Annotated in this window: 17 protein-coding genes; 11 read left to right on the top strand and 6 right to left on the bottom strand. The window is 44.5% G+C overall.

Annotation, left to right across the window (positions count from 1 at the left end; translation table 11 throughout):
* Nucleotides 1-118: 118 nt before the first annotated feature.
* The 3 genes from HNQ46_RS10700 to HNQ46_RS10710 all read right to left on the bottom strand — a co-directional run bounded on the left by HNQ46_RS10700 (nt 119) and on the right by HNQ46_RS10710 (nt 2,660).
* On the bottom strand, nt 119-634 hold the full coding sequence (locus HNQ46_RS10700) for a hypothetical protein (protein ID WP_183684678.1): 516 nt from the start codon (nt 632-634) through the stop codon (nt 119-121).
* Nucleotides 635-695: 61 nt separating this feature from the next.
* A complete protein-coding gene (locus tag HNQ46_RS10705) occupies nt 696-1,268 on the bottom strand; it encodes a hypothetical protein (protein ID WP_183684679.1) in 573 nt (190 codons plus the stop codon).
* A gap of 747 nt (nt 1,269-2,015) precedes the next feature.
* Nucleotides 2,016-2,660 (bottom strand): hypothetical protein, encoded by a 645-nt coding sequence (locus HNQ46_RS10710; RefSeq protein WP_183684680.1) that lies wholly within the window; start codon nt 2,658-2,660, stop codon nt 2,016-2,018.
* A gap of 139 nt (nt 2,661-2,799) precedes the next feature.
* Between HNQ46_RS10710 and gdhA the strand changes: the two genes are divergently transcribed.
* The 5 genes from gdhA to HNQ46_RS10735 all read left to right on the top strand — a co-directional run bounded on the left by gdhA (nt 2,800) and on the right by HNQ46_RS10735 (nt 9,514).
* Nucleotides 2,800-4,134 (top strand): NADP-specific glutamate dehydrogenase, encoded by a 1,335-nt coding sequence (gene gdhA, locus HNQ46_RS10715; RefSeq protein WP_007157527.1) that lies wholly within the window; start codon nt 2,800-2,802, stop codon nt 4,132-4,134.
* A gap of 208 nt (nt 4,135-4,342) precedes the next feature.
* Nucleotides 4,343-6,610, top strand: coding sequence for a 5-methyltetrahydropteroyltriglutamate--homocysteine S-methyltransferase (metE, locus tag HNQ46_RS10720; protein WP_183684681.1), 2,268 nt, complete (start codon nt 4,343-4,345; stop codon nt 6,608-6,610).
* A complete protein-coding gene (gene metF, locus HNQ46_RS10725) occupies nt 6,597-7,499 on the top strand; it encodes a methylenetetrahydrofolate reductase [NAD(P)H] (protein WP_183684682.1) in 903 nt (300 codons plus the stop codon). The genes metE and metF overlap by 14 nt, the downstream gene beginning before the upstream one ends.
* A 301-nt stretch (nt 7,500-7,800) precedes the next feature.
* Nucleotides 7,801-8,694 carry a DUF3881 family protein gene (locus HNQ46_RS10730; RefSeq protein ID WP_183684683.1) on the top strand — a complete coding sequence of 298 codons (894 nt, stop codon included), beginning with the start codon at nt 7,801-7,803 and terminating at the stop codon, nt 8,692-8,694.
* Nucleotides 8,695-8,749: 55 nt separating this feature from the next.
* Nucleotides 8,750-9,514: a YlmH/Sll1252 family protein gene (locus tag HNQ46_RS10735; protein ID WP_183684684.1), complete on the top strand. Its 765-nt coding sequence runs from the start codon at nt 8,750-8,752 to the stop codon at nt 9,512-9,514.
* A gap of 824 nt (nt 9,515-10,338) precedes the next feature.
* Here the strand turns inward: HNQ46_RS10735 and hflX are convergent.
* The 3 genes from hflX to HNQ46_RS10750 all read right to left on the bottom strand — a co-directional run bounded on the left by hflX (nt 10,339) and on the right by HNQ46_RS10750 (nt 12,991).
* Complete coding sequence (hflX, locus tag HNQ46_RS10740; RefSeq protein ID WP_183684685.1) at nt 10,339-11,619, bottom strand: GTPase HflX; 1,281 nt, start codon at nt 11,617-11,619, stop codon at nt 10,339-10,341.
* A 60-nt stretch (nt 11,620-11,679) separates the two neighbouring features.
* The gene (locus tag HNQ46_RS10745; protein ID WP_183684686.1) at nt 11,680-11,874 is read right to left on the bottom strand and encodes a type II toxin-antitoxin system HicB family antitoxin; all 195 of its coding nucleotides are present in this window, start codon (nt 11,872-11,874) and stop codon (nt 11,680-11,682) included.
* Nucleotides 11,875-12,211: 337 nt separating this feature from the next.
* The gene (locus HNQ46_RS10750) at nt 12,212-12,991 is read right to left on the bottom strand and encodes a DUF1461 domain-containing protein (protein WP_183684687.1); all 780 of its coding nucleotides are present in this window, start codon (nt 12,989-12,991) and stop codon (nt 12,212-12,214) included.
* Nucleotides 12,992-13,104: 113 nt separating this feature from the next.
* On the opposite strand from HNQ46_RS10750, the gene ybaK reads away from it, so the two are divergent.
* From ybaK to HNQ46_RS10775, 6 genes are all read left to right on the top strand, one after another.
* Nucleotides 13,105-13,596 (top strand): Cys-tRNA(Pro) deacylase, encoded by a 492-nt coding sequence (gene ybaK, locus HNQ46_RS10755; protein WP_183684688.1) that lies wholly within the window; start codon nt 13,105-13,107, stop codon nt 13,594-13,596.
* Between the two features lies 1 nt (nt 13,597).
* A complete protein-coding gene (locus HNQ46_RS10760; RefSeq protein ID WP_183684689.1) occupies nt 13,598-14,635 on the top strand; it encodes an LLM class flavin-dependent oxidoreductase in 1,038 nt (345 codons plus the stop codon).
* A gap of 168 nt (nt 14,636-14,803) precedes the next feature.
* A complete protein-coding gene (locus HNQ46_RS10765; protein WP_183684690.1) occupies nt 14,804-15,088 on the top strand; it encodes a thioredoxin domain-containing protein in 285 nt (94 codons plus the stop codon).
* Between the two features lie 144 nt (nt 15,089-15,232).
* The gene (locus HNQ46_RS10770; protein WP_183684691.1) at nt 15,233-17,644 is read left to right on the top strand and encodes a glycoside hydrolase family 31 protein; all 2,412 of its coding nucleotides are present in this window, start codon (nt 15,233-15,235) and stop codon (nt 17,642-17,644) included.
* A 576-nt stretch (nt 17,645-18,220) separates the two neighbouring features.
* The gene (locus tag HNQ46_RS12195; RefSeq protein ID WP_279287720.1) at nt 18,221-18,349 is read left to right on the top strand and encodes a hypothetical protein; all 129 of its coding nucleotides are present in this window, start codon (nt 18,221-18,223) and stop codon (nt 18,347-18,349) included.
* A gap of 147 nt (nt 18,350-18,496) precedes the next feature.
* Nucleotides 18,497-19,471 (top strand): molybdopterin-binding protein, encoded by a 975-nt coding sequence (locus HNQ46_RS10775; protein WP_183684692.1) that lies wholly within the window; start codon nt 18,497-18,499, stop codon nt 19,469-19,471.
* Nucleotides 19,472-19,494 lie beyond the last annotated feature (23 nt).

Here is a 19,494-nt window from a genome sequence, read left to right on the forward strand (position 1 = left end):
ATAGCCCAAAATGAAAGCCAGCGCCTTTAGACGCTGGCCAGTAGCAGGGGCTTATAGCCCCGAGCAAACCACCCGTTTGACGGGTGGTAGTGATTCTTATTCTTTAGGGATACTATTATTATTTTTTAAGTTGCTGAATTGCACTTTCGGGTTCAAAAAAGACCTTCTTGAATTTCTCATAATAGTCCATATTATAAAAAAATCCCTTGTAATAGGGTAGAATTAATTTTTTGTTTTGGTACACAGCAAATCCATCACCTAAATCAAGAACCAGTACCTCTCCATTAATGATTTTTTGAAGGAATTCTTCTAATAGTTCAGATTGGTATGTTCTCTTTTCATTTTGGTGTTTTTGAGTCTTCTTTAATAGACGTAATGATATGATTTTTCCTAACCAAATACCCCAGAAATAATTCATTATAATATTAGAGAAGCAAATAAAAAACAATAATTTAGTATACCAAGTTATCTTAAATTCGCTTACAGCAAACCAGGTAAGAAATAAAAAGCAAAAGTAAATTATATTCAAGAATTGGTAGAATAGAAAATGAGGGTTGGCTTTTCCGGCACGAAAACAAAAGTTTCGAAAGCCTCTGGTATAGTAAACTTTTTCTCGCTCAGCTTTAGTTAACATTGATGCTTCCTCCTTTAGAAGTTATGGTTTGTTTCATCAAATCAGCAGGTGTCAACAACCCTTAACTTTTCTCTGATAAAGAGGAAGAATCTTTTTCAAAGTATTCTTTAGGGATACTGTTATTTTTAAGTTGCTGAATTGCACTTTCGGGTTCAAAAAAGACTTTTTTGAATTTCTCATAATAGTCCATATCATAAAAAAATCCCTTGTAAAAGAATGCAATTAATTTTTTGTTTTGGAACAAAACAAATCCATCACCTAAGTCAATGACCAGTACCTCTCCATTAATGATTTTTTTAAGGAATATCTCTAACCACTCAGATGGAGAATTCTGTGTTTCCTTCTGTTGTTTTTGAGTCCTCTTAAATAGATGTAATAATATGATTATTTTTAACCAAGTACCCCAGAAATAACCTATTATAATATTAGAGAAGCAAATAAAAAATAATAATTTAGTATACCAAGTTATTTTAAATTCGCTTATAGCAAACCAGATAAGAAATAAAAAGCAAAAGTAAATTATATTTACGAATCGGTAGAATAAATAGTGAGGGTTGGCTTTTTCGGCACGAAAACAAAAGTTTCGAAAGCCACTGGTATAAAAAACTTTTTCTCGCTCAGCTTCAGTTAACATTAATGCTTCCTCCTTTAGAACTTATGGTGTGTTTCATCAAATCAGTAGGTGTCAACTATCATTAGCGCTTCTCTGATAAAGAGAAAGAATCTTTTCCCAATTACTCTTTGGGGATATTGTCATTATTGTTAAGCTGCTGAATTACAATCTCAGGCTCAAAAAATACTTTTTTAAATTTATCATAATAGTCCATGTCGTAAAAAAATCCCTTGTAAAAGAGTGCAATTAATTTTTCGTTTTGATACAAAACAAATCCATCGAATAAGTCGATAACTAGTATCTCTCCGTTAATGATTTTTTGAAAGAGTTCCTTAAACGGTTTAGATCGGTATTTCTGTCTTTTCTCTTCTTGACTTTTTGTTTCTAATAATTGAAGTATTATAGAATGTTTATAAAGGATGATTCCTAACCAAACACCCCAGAAATAATTTGCTATAATGCTCAGAAAACTTAAAAAAAACCAGATTTAACAAACCAAGCTATTTTAAACTTGGCTATAGTAAATAAGATAAGACACATGAAACATAAGTAAAGAATTTTGCGTAATCGGAACAGTAGAGCATGAGGGTTAGCTTTTCCTGCACGAAAACAAAAGTTTCGAAATCCTCTGGTATAGAAAACTTTTTCTCGTTCAGCTTCTGTTAACATTGATGATTCCTCCTTTAGAAGTTATGGATTATTCCACCAAATCAGTTTTGCAAGTTACCATTAGCTCTTCTCTGATAAAGAGAAAGAATTTTTTCCCAATTACTCTTTAGAGATATTGTCATTATTGTTAAGCTGCTGAATTGCAATCTCGGGCTCTAAAAATATTTTCCTCAACTTCTCATAAAGCTCCATGTCATAAAAGAACCCCTTGTAAAATAATGTATATATATTTTTGTTTCGGTACAAAACAATTCCGTCTCCTAAATCCTTGACCAATATATTTCCATCAATGATTGCTTGTAGTAATTCCTCACGAGATTCAGAAAGATATTTCTGCCTCTTTTCTTGTTGCTTCTTTGTCTCCATCAACTGAAACAATACAGAATGTTTGTATATAATCATTGTTAACCAGATACCCCAGAAATAATTAGCTATAATACCCAAGAGCCCCCCAAATAAAATGCATTTAACAAGCCAATTTATTTTAAATCCAACCATTACAAATACGATAAGACACATGAAACATAAGAGAAGAATTTTGCGTAATCGGAGTAGTAGAGCATGAGGGTTAGCCTTTCCGACACGAAAGCAAAAGTTTCGAAAGCCTCTGGTAAAGTAAACTTTCTCTCTTTCAGCTTCAGTTAACATTGCTTTTCCTCCTACCCTTAGCATAAATTCTGAATCAGTATATTTAGGCAAAATGTTGCCACGAATCTTTCTTTTGCATCCTGCTTGCTCTTCCATTTTACGTGATATTTTATCGTGATTTTATGGAAGGAGCAATTAGTATTCTTTTTCGGAATACAAGATATTTCCTATTGTAGTTGAAAATGATTTAGTGCTATAGTTTAGCGGTAAATGAGGAAAGAATGGAGGCAAGTTTATGTCCTATGTAAGTGAGGTTTATCAGGCACTGGAGAAGAAGCATTCCAATGAGGCAGAATTTTTAGAGGCAGCGAAGAGAATTTTAGAGTCTCTGGAGCCTATTGTGGCAGCCAATGAGGAGCTTTACCGGAAAAATGCTTTGCTGGAGCGTTTTGTGGAGCCGGAAAGAATTATTAGTTTTAGAGTGCCTTGGACAGATGACCAGGGAAAGCACCATATCAATATCGGTTATCGTGTGCAGTTTAACTCTGCTATCGGACCTTACAAGGGAGGACTTCGTTTTCACCCAAGCGTAAATCAGTCTATCCTGAAGTTCCTGGGCTTTGAGCAGATTTTAAAGAACTCCCTGACCGGTCTACCCATCGGTGGCGGTAAGGGTGGTGCGGACTTTGATCCTAAGGGCAAGTCCGATGCGGAGGTTATGCGCTTCTGCCAAAGCTTTATCACAGAGCTGTATAAGTACATCGGAGCTAACGAAGACGTTCCTGCCGGTGATATCGGTGTAGGCGGAAGAGAAGTGGCTTATATGTACGGACAGTACAAGAGAATCACCAATTTGTACGAGGGTGTACTTACCGGAAAGGGAAGAACCTTCGGAGGCTCTCTGGCTCGTCCGGAGGCTACAGGATACGGTCTGGTCTACATTGTGGATGAGATGTTAAAGTCCGTAGGAAAGGAAATCAAGGGAAAGACCATTGTGGTTTCCGGTTCCGGTAATGTTGCTCAGTATGCCATCCAGAAGGCACAGAGCCTTGGGGGTAAGGTAGTAACCTGCTCCGATTCCGGCGGATATGTGTATGATCCGGAAGGCATCAAGCTGGATGTGCTTTTCGATATTAAGCAGGTGAAGAGAGGCAGAATTTCCGAGTATGCCGACCGTGTTGCGGGAGCGACCTACCATGCAGGAGAGCGTCCCTGGGGTGTAAAGTGCGATGTGGCATTACCCTGCGCAACCCAGAACGAGCTAAATGGAGAAGAGGCTAAGACCTTAATCAAGAACGGTTGCTTCTGCGTAGCAGAGGGAGCAAATATGCCTTCCGATGAGCAGGCTGTGGATGTATTCCTGGAGAATCACTTCCTTTACATGCCCGGTAAGGCAGCCAATGCCGGCGGTGTTGCCGTTTCCGCATTGGAGATGAGCCAGAACTCTCAGAGACTTTCCTGGAGTTTTGAAGAAGTGGATGAGAAGCTTAAGGGAATTATGCAAAACATTTTCAAGAGCGTATCCGAGGCGGCAAAGCGCTACGGCCATGAAGGTAACTTTGAGGTTGGAGCCAATGTAGCCGGCTTTGAGAAGGTAGCTGAGGCTATGCTGGCACAGGGCTTGGTATAAGAGAGAAGTAAGGGCGAGAGAACCGATTTAGGGTGAAGGACTTGGCTATAGGCAAAAACTATAGCCAAGTCCTGTTTTTTTATATTTGCCTAAGGAAACGTTTTTACGCTATACTATATCCACTTCAGAGACTCTCATTAGGGGGAGTCTAAGGAATGACAAGAAAAGCATTTTTGTAAAGGAAAATAAAAAGTAAGGAGAAAAAAGCATGCAAACATCAGTAATCGGTTTCCCAAGAGTGGGAGCATTAAGAGAACTAAAGTTTACAACAGAGAAGTTTTTTAAGGGATTGGTTTCCGAGCAGGAGCTACAGGAGCTTGCAAAGGATATTCGAAAGAAGCAGTGGTTAAAGATGCAGCAGGAGGAAGTGGATTTCATCCCTTCCAATGATTTCTCTTTTTACGATAACTTTTTAGATACAGCAGTGCTTTTTAACATCATTCCGGATCGTTACAGAGAATTGTCCTTAAGTCCCTTGGAGCAGTACTTTGCTATGGCAAGAGGCTATAAGGGAGAGGCCGGAGACGTGAAGGCTTTGGCAATGAAGAAGTGGTTTAATACCAACTACCATTACATGGTAGCGGAAATCTCCGATAAGGATGTAATCTCCCTTGTGGGTGACAAGCCCTTCCAGGAGTATGAGGAGGCAAAGGCTTTAGGGGTTGAGACCAAGCCTGTAGTTATCGGACCATTTACCTTATTAAAGCTGCTTCGTTATACAGAGAAGAAGACCGAGAAGGATTTCCTGGAGCAGGCAGTTTCCGCTTACAAGGCGTATGTGGAGAGATTCGTTTCTCTTGGTGCCAAGTGGATTGCCTTTGATGAGGCTTATCTGGTAAGAGACCTGGAGAAGGAAGACTTGGAGCTCTTTACCGCATTATATCAGGGAATTCTTTCTGTAAAGGGCAGCACCAGGGTTATATTACAGACATATTTTGGCGATGTAAGAGATGCCTATGAAAGCATTTTGGCACTCCCCTTTGACGGTGTAGGTCTTGACTTCTTAGAGGGTAAGGAGACCAAGGCACTTGTATCCAAGGGCTTCCCCAAGGACAAGCTTCTTTTCGCCGGTTTGGTAAACGGAAAGAATATCTGGAGAAACCATTACGAGAAGACCATGCAGGAGGTAAAGGATTTAGAGGCTAAGGGCATTTCCGTAGTACTTAGTACTTCTTGCTCCTTACTGCATGTTCCTTACACCTTAGTAGGAGAGAATAAGCTTTCCGAGGAAGTAAAGAGACATTTCAGCTTTGCTATCGAGAAGCTGGAAGAGCTTTTGGATTTAAAGGAGCTTCTTAGCGGTAAGGCTAAGCCGGAGGTTTTAGAGGCGAATAAGGCGCTCTTTGCAACAGCAAGACCGAACAGTGAAGACAAGTCGGTAAAGGATCGTTGTGCAGCTATTACCGATGCGGACTACACTAGACTTCCTGTATTTGAAGAGAGAGAAAAGCTTCAGAAGGAAGAGTTTAAGCTTCCCCTCTTCCCCACCACAACCATTGGTTCCTTCCCACAGAGTGCGGATGTTCGTGCCAACAGAACTGCCTTTAAGAAGGGGGAGAAGACCAAGGAAGAGTACATTGCTTTTAACCAAAAGAAGATTGCAGAGTGGGTAAAGATTCAGGAAGATTTGGATCTGGATGTACTGGTTCACGGTGAGTTTGAAAGAAACGACATGGTGGAGTACTTCGGAGAGCTCTTAAGCGGATTCTTATTTACCGAGAAGGCTTGGGTACAGTCCTATGGAACTCGTTGCGTAAAGCCGCCAATTATCTGGGGTGATGTACGTAGACTTTCCGCTATGACTGTGGAATGGTCCACCTATGCACAGAGCTTAACCAAGCGTCCCATGAAGGGAATGCTGACAGGACCTGTAACCATCTTAAACTGGTCCTTCCCAAGAGAGGATATCAGCATTGCGGAGAGCACAAAGCAGATTGCTCTGGCCATCCGTGATGAGGTATTGGATTTAGAGAAGAATGGTATCAAGATCATTCAGGTAGACGAAGCGGCTTTAAGAGAGAAGTTACCTCTTCGTAAGTCTGACTGGTACAGTGAGTATCTGGATTGGGCTATTCCCGCCTTCCGTTTGGTACACAGCGGATGTCAGGCAGGCACTCAGATTCACACCCATATGTGCTACAGTGAGTTTACCGATATTATTAAAGCGATTGACAACATGGATGCGGACGTTATTTCCTTCGAGGCTTCCCGTTCCGATTTACTGATTTTGGACTCCTTAAGAGAGAACCATTTCCGTACAGAGGTTGGACCCGGAGTTTATGACATTCACTCCCCGAGAGTGCCCTCCGTTCAGGAAATTAGAGAAGCATTGGCAAAGATGCTGAAGAAGATTGAAAAAGAGAAACTGTGGGTAAATCCGGACTGCGGATTGAAGACTAGAGCAAGCGAGGAGACCTTGGCAAGTTTAGCAAATCTTGTCCAGGCGGCAAAGGAATTGAGAAATGAGTATTGTTGATTTATTTCAAGAAAAAACAGTGTTTTCCTTCGAGGTGTTTCCACCTCGGAGGAACTCACCCATTGAAACCATATATGACACTTTGGATGAGCTTCGGGATTTAAAACCGGATTTCATTTCGGTGACATACGGGGCGGGGGGCGGAAAGAATAACCAAAGCACCATCCCTATTGCAGAGCACATTAAGAAGGTCTGCGAAGTGCCCAGCGTGGTTCATTTTCCTTGTATAAATTTAACAAAGCAGGATGTATTAGAAAAGATTGAAGAGTTGAAGACTGCCGGAATCAAGAATATCCTGGCTCTCAGAGGAGATATTCCGGAGGGAGAGGAGAATAGAGGAGATTTCCGTTACGCTTCCGACCTGATTGCCTTTTTGAAGGAGCACGGAAACTTCCATATTTCCGCAGCCTGCTATCCGGAGGGACATATTGAGAGCGCGGATAGAGTAGAGGACATTCGTTACTTAAAGAACAAGGTGGATGCGGGAGCGGAGCACCTGATTTCCCAGCTTTTCTTTGAAAATAAGCAGTTCTACATTTTCCAGGAGCGTTGCGCTTTGGCCGGAATTGATGTTCCCATTGAAGCGGGAATTATGCCGGTCATCAACAAGCGTCAGGTCTTAAAGATGGCCAGTCTTTGCGGGGTAAAGGTTCCGAAGAAGTTTCAGAATATTTTGGACAAGTATGAGGATAACCCCATTGCCATGAGAGATGCGGGCATTGCCTATGCGGTGGATCAGATCGTGGATCTGGTGACTCACGGCGTGGACGGTGTGCATCTTTACACCATGAACAACCCTTACATTGCCAGAAAGATTTATAAGGCAACCCATAGTCTTTTTGAGTCTACTCAGAAGGGCAACCCGGGCGGTTCCAGCGCTTCCGCATAGAGAGGGTAGGGAAGCTTTGAAAATGGCGTTTTTCAAAAAGCATTAAAATAGCAGTAAAATGAGCTTTCATGTGGCATAGGATGGAAAAGGGGAAGGTATCATACCCCGCTTTCCGACCTGTACCGCATGGCTTTTTTTATTCTCGCCTGTTTTCAAGACCATTTAGGGAGGATGCGGGCATTTGGCTTTGATTCGGACATGGGGTATGGTTTTAGACATTCCCCGGTAGCTATTGCAAGACAGTAGCCTTTGTTGTAAGATATGGAGATGGTTTCAGAGAGGTCAGGAAAGAGGAAGGCTAATGCATAAGTTTCTACGATCCATTGGGTTTTCTGCATTGCAGGAAGACAAGGATGCAGAGTTTTATTTACAAAGGGCAGTACATGAAAAATATCGCAGCAGCTTTGTCTCCTATGGAAATGGACAGGTGGTGGAGCAGTATCAGCTTCCGGTAGCTCCCTCTATGGGTATTACCGTGGTGGGGCACAGAGATGCAGAGGGAATTTTTCACAGGGACTATTATTTCCCTTACATGCGTTCCTACGAAGGGGTGGAAACGGTGGAGGGAAGCCTTGAGCGCCATGCGGAAAAGGAAACCTATGCCGGCGTGATGGAGGATTTTACCTCAGGGATTACCCTGATTTATTATCTTTGCAATTCTCTGGAAGCCTATCAGCTGAAACGGATGCAGATTAAGGCGGTGCCCAAGCAGGTCTATCTCACCGGACTTTCCGTGGAAGGAAAGATTCTTCTTCCCATAGAGAAGAAGGCGGAGGATGAGTGGGTAAAGCGACAGCACTTTGTTGAGCAGATGAAGCTTTTCGAGGCGGCAAAGGCAGGAGACCAGGATGCTTTGGAAACCCTGACGGAGACCGATATGAATCTGATGTCCGAGGTGAATGAGCGAATCGAAAAGGAAGATCTGTACAGCTTGGTGGAGTCCACCTTTATGCCTACCGGGGTGGAGTGCGATCAGTATTCCATTTTGGGAGAGATTGTGAATATTCGGGTAAAGAGCAACGTCTATACCCATGAAAATATCTTGGATTTAAAAGTAAGATGTATGGACGCGGTATTTCGCGTTTGCATCAATGAAAAAGATCTTTTGGGAGTCCCCGCCATTGGCCGCCGTTTTAAGGGCAATGTGTGGATGCAGGGAGAAGTGGAGTTTTTGGAGCAAGGCTCTAATTCCTAAGTATGATTGTTTGAAAGATAGATATAGGAAATAGTAAGCGAGACAATAAAAGACCATGAAAGACAGAGAAGATATTCTTGCCCACGTGGAAGATATTTGGCGAAAAACAGAAGAGCGCGGTATAGTGCGAAACAGTCCCTTTTTATCGGAAAGAGAAAGGGGACTTTTTTTAGAGAAAATCAAAAGGGAAAGAGGGGCTAAGTTTCTGCTTTTGGGAGGAGAAGAGGCGGAACGACAGGCCTTTTTCTTTTACCCAAGTTTCATGGAGGAGGAAGAGTGCAGGGAGCTTCTCTTGGAAGACAATCCTGTAGTGCTTTTGGAAATTCAGGGAAAGCAGAAAAAATTTTCCGAAGAATTGTCCCATAGAGATGTACTGGGAGCCATTATGAGTCTTGGGATAGAACGGGAAATGCTGGGAGACATCTTCTTTCGGGATGAGAAAAGCTATGTCTATCTGCTTCGGAAAATGAGGGACTATCTCTTGGAGAATTTGCAGCAGATTCGGCATACCAGTGTAGAAATCAAAGAGTGTGAGGAAGCCTTTGTCCCTAAGCAGGAAAGAATAGAGGAGCAGATTTTTGCCGCCTCCGAACGACTGGACGGTATCGTTTCCGCGGTATTCCACCTTTCCAGAGGAAAGGCACAGGAATACTTTGCCAAAGAACTGGTGTATAAGGACGGTTTGGCGGCGAAGGGCAGCAGCAGTCTAAAGGGAGGAGAAAAGATTTCCGTAAGAGGGCTGGGGAAGTTCCATTACCTTGGCCTTGAGAAAAACACCAAAAAGGGGAGAATGGTTTTACGGATCCTGCGATATGGATAGAGGAACTGTAACCATTGAAGGCGTTCGCTCCAATGCAGTATAGGCATGGAATCGGGCACGCTCCTGCTAAGCTCGCTCTCTTCGAAGCGAGGAACTGTAACCATTGAAGAGACAAGCTCCGATGTATAATAGGTCTGTATTTGGGGCACGCTCCCGCTAACCTCGCCCCTGCGAAGGGAAGGACTGTATACATCGAAGGCGTTCGCTCCAATGCAGTATAGACATGGAATCGGGCACGCTCCCGCTAACTTCGCCTTCGCAGCGGTACTAACTTCAAGCTTCGCTTTAGCTTGCTTTCAGTAAGTACCGGCGGGCTCAGATTGCCCTCTTCCATGCCTATACTGCATCAGTCGCTACAATTCATTGATGTTACAGTCCTTCTCTTCGCAGGTTTGCTAGTATCGGGCTCGGATTGCCCTCTTTCATGCCTATACTGCATCTGTCGCTTCAATTCATTGATTGTTACAGTCCTCTACTCCACAGGTTTTCGCAAGTATCGGGCTCGGATTGCCCTCTTTCATGCCTATACTGCATCAGCCGCTTCACTTCATTGATTGTTACAGTCTTTCTCTCCGCAGGTTTTCGCAAGTATCGGGCTCAGATTGCCCTCTTACAGACCTATTATACATCAGTCGCTTCATCTTATTGGTTTCTACAGTTCTTCGCTTCGCAAGTTTGGCTAGTATCGGGCTCAGATTGCCCTCTTCCATGCCTATACTGCATCTGTCGCTTCACTTTATTGATTATTACAGTCTTTCTTTCTGTAGGTTTTCAGCAAGTATTGGCCTCGGATTGTCTCCTCGTCTATCCATATCGAAGGATACTTAAACGGAGAATTTTTGGAGTTTTGCGTACAAGGCCTCCGGTAGGCGGAGTTCCATTTGTATTCCCTCCTCCTCGTAGGATAGGGAGAGGATTTTCCCTTCTTTTCGGATGCTGTTTTCCCAAGCCGCTTCGCTGTAGGGGAGCAGGATGGACAGGGGGCGGAGATTGGCGGAGGCTTTCTCGCTTACCGCCTCCATAAGTTCAGAAATTCCAATTCCCTCTTTAACGGAAATGTAGAGCTTTTCTCCCCTCTTCTTGGGAAGCTCCGACAGGGGAAGAACCTTGTCGCATTTGTTCATTACATAGAGCATGGGGATATGGCTTGCTTCCAGTTTTTTTAAGGTTACTAGGGTGCTATCCATGTGTTTTTGATAATTGGGGTCGGAATAGTCTACCACCTGTAAAATCAAATCCGCTTCAATGGCTTCTTCCAGAGTGCTGTGGAAGGCATCCAAAAGCTTGGGAGGCAGGTCTCGAATAAAGCCTACCGTATCGGCAAAAAGGAATTCCTCTCCCCGTTCCCCCTTCACATGACGAATGGTGGTATCCAGAGTGGCAAAAAGCATATCCTTTTCTTCCACCTTTTCCTTCTGACCTTCCTTACTCCAATCCAAAATGGCATTCATAAGACTGGACTTTCCCGCATTGGTGTAGCCCACCAGAGCAATTCTTGGAATATTGGATTTCTCTCTTTTCTGCCGTTTTACCCGGCGCACCTCTTCCTGCTTCTTGCATTCTCTTCTGAGAAAAGCCATTTCCTCCTGAATCTTTCGCTTGTCCAGCTCTATCTTCTTTTCTCCTGCACCACGGTTGGAAAGACCGGCACCGCCGCTTCCGCCCTGGCGAGAGAGATTTTCCCGAAGTCCAACAAGCCTGGGTAGCATATATTGAAGGGTGGCATACTGCACCTGCATTTTCGCTTCCTTGCTTCTGGCCCGTTCCGCAAAGATTTGTAAAATCACCTGAGTTCTGTCCAAGACCTCCACAGAAAGAGCCTTGGACAGGTTATGGAGCTGGGAGGGGGAGAGGGCATTTTGGAAAATGACCAGATCCGCCTCATGGAAGAGTACCGCGGATCTTACTTCCTCCACCTTTCCGGATCCGATAAAGGTAGCACTGTCCTCTCTGGCTAAGCTTTGGCTAATGCTGGTGCAGCATTCAATGGACAAGGCCTGACAAAGACCGAAAAGCTCTTCCATGTCCAGAGCAAAGTCTCTGTTCTCCGGAAATTCCACACCCACCAGAACCGCTTTTTTATTTTGAATTTGATTATTTTGCATAAAACTCCTTTATCCTTTACTCTGATATAGCTCCGCTTTTCTCTTTTACGGAAAACTACTTTATTTTTTTACCTTTGGTATAGGGATGCCTTCCTCCCTTGCTACTTCCAACCACTCTGCTAAAACTATTTCAGCATTATGTATTGCTTCCGTTCTAGTCTTTCCGTCTGCAAAAAATCCTTTTAGCTCCGGAATATCTGCGATATAAAGCTTATCTTCCTCCGACCAGTATATTTGAATTTCCCACTCTCTCATAATTACCCTCATAGAAAAATAAAGAAAATTTATTACAAGTATAAGCAATGTTTATCCGCATTCCATATATCATGAAAATATAAAAGGATATAAATCAATGCTATGTATTTGCCCCGTGCTATAGGTCTGGAAGGTGGGTCGTCTGAGCCCGATACTTGCGAAAACCTGCGGAGAGAAGAACTGTATCAATCAATGAATTGAAGCGACAGATGCAGTATAGGCATGAAAGAGGGGCAATCTGAGCCCGCCGGTACTTGCGAAAAACAAGGGTACCGAAGTTTTTCGCTTAGTATCCGCTGCGAAGGCGAAGTTAGCGAGAGCGTGCCCGATTTCATGCCTATACTGCATTGGAGCGAATATCTTCAATGGTTACAGTTCCTCGCTTCGAAGGATATCCCCAATTCCTTGCCACCTTCTTGAAAAACCATGCCAGAGGCAGGAAGGGCAGCAGCAAAAGCAAGAAGAAGCGTAGAATCCGAAAGGCGGTATCCTGAAAAAATTCTTCCGGCATAATGTTTATCATACGGCTTAGGGCCGGATCAAAGCTCCAGTTCCCTTGAGAGAAAAAGAGCAGATGAAACTGCGTAAAGGCTTGGTCAAAGTTTTGGCTGGCGTAGAGGAAGAAGAGCAGTAGAATCACTAAAAAGCCTGCCATACAATAGAGGAAGCCTTTTCCCAAAATGGCAAGAGCCCTTCCGTGTTCTAAAATCACAAGCAGAAAGATGATAGCCAGGAGAGAGAGGAAGAACATCATTCGCAGGGTGAGGCTTAGGGTGAACAAAACCCGTACATCCGCCATGTGAGAGGCTTCATCTTCCTGATAGAAGTTTTGCGCCACACCATTTACCGAAACGGGGATAATGAGATTCTCCCGATCCCCTCGAAGGTAGCGAAGGGTCTCTCCCATAACCTTTTCCAAATCCGATAAGGGGATGGACTCTCCCCGATTCTCCAGCAAAGCCTCTTGAACTTGGTATTTTTGAAATTCCTGTCTATAATAGGAAGGATTTCCGTAGCAGGCCAGCTCAAAGCCTGAGACGAAGAGGATAAAGACCAGAAACAAAGAAAAAAGTAAACAGGCCAAAGGATAGAATATATGTTTTAAATGGGATTTCATGATTTCCTTTCTTTTGTTCTTTGGTGTAAAATGTGTAAGGCTAAAAATCTATTTTCAAAGATTTTCCATATTTTTTTAGTATAACACGAAGCAAGGCAGTAAAGGAGGGAAAAATGGCTAAGGACAATAAAACCAATGTATGCCGTCTTTTGGATAAGGCAAAAATTCCTTATGTGGAGCAGGAATATCCGGTGGATGAGGAGGATCTGTCCGGAGCTCATGTGGCTTCCGTCTTAGGCTTTCCCCCGGAAATTATCTATAAAACCCTGGTATTAAAGGGGGATAAAACAGGCTACTTTGTGGCGGTGATTCCGGTGCTGGAGGAAGTGGACTTAAAGAAAGCGGCGAAGGTCTCCCAAAACAAGAAGGCGGAAATGATTCCCATGAAGGATTTGCAGCCTTTGACCGGATATATTCGGGGAGGCTGTAGCCCCATCGGCATGAAAAAGCATTTTCCCACCTACTTTCAAAAGCAGGGTGAGGAGCTGGAAAGAATCTATGTTTCCGCCGGTAAGAGAGGTCTGCAAATCGGCCTGTCTCCAAAGGCCTTATGTGCCTTTGTGTCCGGAAGCTTTGAGGATTTGATTCGTGGAGGAGAAGAGTAATATGAAGGTATCGATTTTAAATTTGGTTCCCCTGAGGCAGGGAGAAAGCTATAAAGCGGCAATGGAACGGATGGTGAATCTGGCGAAGAAGGCGGAGGAGCTTGGTTATACCCGTTACTGGATTGCGGAGCACCATAACACCCATTCCGTGGCCAGTAGCGCTACCCAGCTTTTGATTCAGTATGCCTTAAGCAATACGGAAAAAATCAGAATCGGCTCCGGAGGAGTGATGTTGCCGAATCATAGCCCCTATCTGGTGGCGGAGCAGTACGGCACCTTGGAAACCCTCTATCCGGGCCGAGTGGACTTGGGGCTTGGGCGTGCTCCGGGAACGGATTTGGAAACCGCAAGAGCCATCCGAAGAGGAGTAGGCAGAGAGTCGGATTTTGAGCGGGAGGTGATGGAGCTTTCGGAGTATTTCCGGGACACGGAGGTGGTGCATGCCTACCCTGCAGCAGGGCTGAACATTCCCCTGTATATCTTGGGTTCCAGTACCGACAGTGCCTATCTGGCGGCAAGACTGGGACTTCCCTATTCCTTTGCGGCTCACTTCGCCCCAACCATGATGGAGACAGCCATTCGGATTTATCAGGAGAATTTTAAACCCTCCGATGTTCTGGAAAAGCCCTATGTGATTTTGGGAGCAAATGCGATTCTGGCGGATACCAAGGAGGAGGCGGAGTCTTTAGCCACCACCCAGTGGCAGGCCTTTTTAAACATCATCACCAATCAGTCTCAAGGATTGCTCCCCCCTGTGCAGTCTATGGAAGAGGTTTGGAAGGACTATGTGGAGGCGGTAAGGGTTCCCCACTTCGGCCCGGTGGCATTTACCGAGGAGCTGATTCATCAGGAAAAGAGAATCGTGGAGCGGATGGGCGCCTTTTCTTTTATCGGCACCAAGGAAGAGGTGCAGGCGAAAATGCGGGAAGTGCAGGAGAGAGTGCATTTTGACGAGCTGATTGTCAACTCCTACATTTACGAAGAGAAGGCTCAGCACTATTCCTATCAGCTCTTAAGGGAGGCTTTGGAGGAGCTTTAAGAGCCGGACTTGGTCTTTTAACACATTTTCCGGAATTCCCTCGGGAGGCTTTTCCTCTTAGGAGAAAGCGGCGATTAGAGATATTTTAGAAAGATTTTCTTTTCCGGCATTGTTTTAAAGTGGAAAATACAGTAATCTGATGAAAAAGAATAATAGGAGGAAAATACAATGGCTAAAGTAAAGTTTTTTTATGTAAATGGTTGTCCTTATTGCGCACAGGCAAGAAAGGCCAGAGAGGAATTGATTGCGGAGAATCCTGCTTACGGAAAGGTGGAGTTTGAGGAAATTGACGAGGGCTTGCATCCGGAGCTTGCAGAACAATATGATTATTGGGCTACTCCCGCTATGTTTGTGGCAGAGGAGAAGATTTATGAATCTCATATTGGAGAAAAGTTTGAAGAAGCCAAGGAAAATGTAAAGAAGGTATTGGAGAAGGCTTTAGCAACAGCTTAATACAAAAAATAGCTTTCAAAATCCCGGAAGAAGGAATTTTGAAAGCTATTTTTCTTAGAAGAAAAATGCGAGAGATAGGGCATTCTATATTCGGGAAGAGAAAATAAGGCAGAAAAATATTTGCCTAGAGGGGAAGGATGGGTTATGGAAGGAATCAGAGAAGGCAATCAAATCAGGGGAAAGCACTTTCGATTTACGGTGCTGACAGAAAGACTGCTCCGTTTGGAATACAGTGAAAAGGGTTGCTTTGTGGATGGGGAAAGCCAGATGGCGGTAAACCGCAGCTTTCCTCCCGCAGAATTCCATTGGGAAGAGGGCAAGCAGGGAGAAGGGATTCTTCGAACCAAATATCTTCGATTGATTTATAAGGGGGGAGCCTTCAGCAGCGAAAATCTTCGGATTTTCGTCAGCGGAGATGCGGGAAATACCTCCGCCCTTTGGCATTACGGGGATAAAATCGAGAGCTTGAAGGGTACGGCCAGAACCCTGGACGGTATAGACGGTGCCCTGCCTCTTTCGGAGGGAATCGTTTCCCGACAGCTTTTCTCTGTTTTGGATGACAGCAAAAGTATGCTTTATAAAGACGGAAATTTCTTTGTACGAGAGGATTCGGAAGCAATCGACCTGTATTTCTTTGCCTATGGTACAGATTATAAGACGGCGCTAAAGGATTTCTTCCATTTGACCGGAGATGTTCCTCTGCTTCCCCGCTATACCCTGGGGAACTGGTGGAGCCGTTACTTTGTCTATTCCGAGGAAAGCTATCTGGAGCTGATGGACCGTTTTCAAGAGGAAAATATTCCCTTCCAGGTGGCGGTGATTGATATGGACTGGCACATCACCAAGGTGCCGGAAAAGTACGGTACAGGCTGGACCGGCTATAGCTGGAATAAGGATCTTTTTCCTGATCCTCCCCGTTTTCTAAAGGCTTTGAAGGACAGAGGGATGGCTTGTACCCTAAATGTTCATCCTGCAGACGGTGTCCGGGCCTTTGAGGATTGCTATCCCGCCTTTGCGGAATTTATGGGAGTGAATCAAAAGGAAGAAGAACCGGTGCTTTTCGACCTTTTGGATGAGCAATTTAGAGAAGGATATTTTCGTTTTGTGCATCACCCGATGGAAAAGGACGGGGTGGATTTTTGGTGGATTGATTGGCAGCAGGGGGAGAACTCCGGCATGAAGGGCTTGGATCCTCTTTGGATGCTGAATCATTATCATTATGAGGATAATAAGGGAAAAAATGGAGAGAAGCGCGGTTTGATTCTTTCCCGTTATGCCGGTCCCGGCTCCCACCGTTATCCCATCGGCTTCTCCGGAGATACGGTGATTTCCTGGGAAAGCCTGGATTTTCAGCCCTACTTTACCGCCACTGCCAGCAATATCGGCTACGGCTGGTGGAGTCATGACATCGGGGGACATATGTGGGGAGTGCGGGATGACTCTCTCTTTACCCGTTGGGTACAGCTGGGGGTATTTTCTCCTATCATGCGTTTGCACAGTACCAACAATGCCTTTAATGGAAAGGAGCCTTGGAAATACAGCCGGGATGCGGAGGCGGTTTCCAAGAATTTCCTTCGCCTGAGAAAGGCGCTGGTGCCCTATCTTTATACCATGAACTATCTGGCCCATGTGGAAAGACGTCCTTTGATTTTGCCGCTGTACTACGAGGAGAAGCCCTGGGACGGACTGTACGATTATAAAAATGAGTATTACTTCGGAACAGAACTGCTTTGTGCTCCCATTACGGAGAAGGAAGACCCTGTCAGCGGTCTGGGAAAAGTGAAGGCTTGGCTTCCGGAGGGACGCTGGGTAGACTTCTTTACCGGCGAGAAGCTTACGGGAGGAAGAGAACTGGAGCTGTATCGTAGCCTGGAAAGCATTCCGGTTCTTGCTAAAGAAGGTACCATTCTTCCTCTGGACGGCAGAGAAGAGGGCAATGCGGTGGATGCGCCGGAGCTTATGGAGCTTCATATCTTCTCCGGTGCTGATGGAAGCTTCTGTCTGGCAGAGGACGAGCATGAATATGCCGATTTCCGGAAAGAGGATTGGGCCTTTACCAGATTTTCCCTTCGACATGAAAGCAAGGGCGGCTCCGTGGAGGAGGTACTTCACATTTTCCCGGTGGAGGGAAATGAAAATGCTTTTCCCAAGGAGAGACTCTTTCTTCTGCACCTAAGGGGCGTGTCTTCTTTGGAAGGCTTAAGCCTGACATACGGGGATTCGGAGCTTCCGGCAGAAGCAGGGGACTATCTGGAAGAGGAGGATGCATTGCTCCTTTCCCTTCCTGCCTGGGACGGAAAAGAGAGCATTTGCCTTCGCTATCGCTACAATCAGGAAAAGAGAGAGGCACAGGAAAATAAGCTCTTACAGTACAGAGCCTTTACGCTTTTGCAGAATGCCCAGATTTCCTATGACGAAAAGACAAGAATTTTTGAATGCTTTAAGGACTTGGGAAAGAAGACCAGGGCGGAGATTTTGGGAGCGGTACATTCCCGCTGTACCTCGGAATCCCTACGGGGAGCCCTTGTGGAAATACTTTCTGCAAGCGGAGTATAAGATTTAGGGGCTGTAAAATAGTTTTCTAAGCAATATAGGTCTGAAACGGGATACGCTCTCGCTAGCTTAATCCTGTGTATTGAAGGACTGCATTTATCATAAAGATGCGCTCAAATGCAGTATGGGTCTATAATCAGGGCACGCTCTCGCTAACCTCGCCTTCGTAGCAGTACTAACTTCAAGCTTCGCTTTAGCTCGCTTTCAGTAAGTACTGACGGGCTCAGATTGCCCCGATTATAGACCCATACTGCATTATTCGCTTCACATATTGATTTTTCAGTTCTTCACTTCGCAGGATTTCGCAAGTACCAGGCTCAGACTACCCCATATTCAGACCTATATTGCCGAAAATCTATTATTTGCAGCCCCTTTTTTCTTGCTCAAAAATGCTGTCAACCTATAGACAAGGAAAAGCAAGGTCAAAGAGAATGGATTGTTTGAAATATACAAAAATAACGAAGTATTTTGTGCAGAAGCACAAAATGGAGAGTCTTGTAAAAAAGCTCCAAACTTATAGAAAAATGTTATAGATGGAAAGCGGAAGAAAAAATGGACTGTCCACAGGAAGCTAAGGAGATGAAAGAAATAATGGCGGAAAATCGACATTTTCGAGAAAAATCAAGAAAAAAACAGGAGAAAAAAGCCGGATTATCCTTGGGAAATCTCCTGGACAAATCTTGCTTTTCTATAAGAGAGACCGTATAATATGGAGAATAACAAATTTTTGTCAATCTAAAAAATATTTAGATTCATAAATAAGAGCTTCATTGTTTGTTTTCAGTTTTTACGAATATTGCTCGTATGCCTAGGGTATTTTGCGATAGAGATGAAAAAGCCGGAAAGGAGTTTCCTATGAGAGAACTCAAAACCACAGAGGCAGTGGGGAAAACCCTCTGCCAGGATATTACCCAGATTATTAAGGGAGAGAAGAAGGGCCCTGTTTTCCGAAAGGGTCATGTGATTCGGGAGGAGGATATTCCCGTGCTTCTTTCTGTTGGCAAGGACCACATTTACATCTGGGAAGAGGGGGAGGATACTCTCCATGAAAATGATGCGGCAGCCATGCTCTATGAAATGGGGCGGAGCGAAAATATGCATCCCTCCGAGGTGAAGGAAGGAAAAATCGAGTTTATCGCTGATTGCGACGGTATGCTGAAGATTCAATCGGAGAAGCTTTTTGCCCTGAATTCCTTCGGACAAATGATGATGGCCACCAAGAAGAATCACAGCTTTATCAAAAAGGGAGAGGCCTTTGCCGGCACCAGAATTATCCCCCTTTCCATAGAGCGGGAGAAGATGGAGGAAGTAAAGAAGATTGCGCCGGAGGGGGGCATTTTACAGCTTCTTCCCTTTGAAAAGAAGAAGGTGGGATTAATCAGTACCGGAAATGAAGTCTTTTACAAAAGAATTCAGGATAGCTTTACTCCGGTGGTACGGGAAAAGCTTTCTCCCTATCCGGTGGAAATTATCGGTCATGTGACTTGCCCGGATGATGTGGAGCAGGAGAAAGGGGCCATACAGGACTTCCTAAGACAGGGAGCGGACTTGGTCATCTGCATGGGGGGAATGTCCGTAGATCCGGATGACCGTACCCCATTGGCGATTCGCCTGTCCACGGAAGAGGTGGTAAGCTACGGAGCACCGGTACTGCCCGGTTCCATGTTTATGCTGGCTTACGCCAAGGGAAAGGTACCGGTTTTGGGACTTCCCGGCAGTATTATGTTTTGTCCCACCACGGTTTTTGACTTGCTTTTACCAAGAATCATGGCAGGGGACATTGTGAAGAAGGAAGAAATTGATGCCCTGGGAGAGGGCGGTTTGCTTTAAGACGGTTTAGCGATAAAACGAAT

Origin of the sequence: Oribacterium sinus, assembly GCF_014202695.1 — a bacterium.
Taxonomy (GTDB): Bacteria; Bacillota; Clostridia; order Lachnospirales; family Lachnospiraceae; genus Oribacterium; species Oribacterium sinus.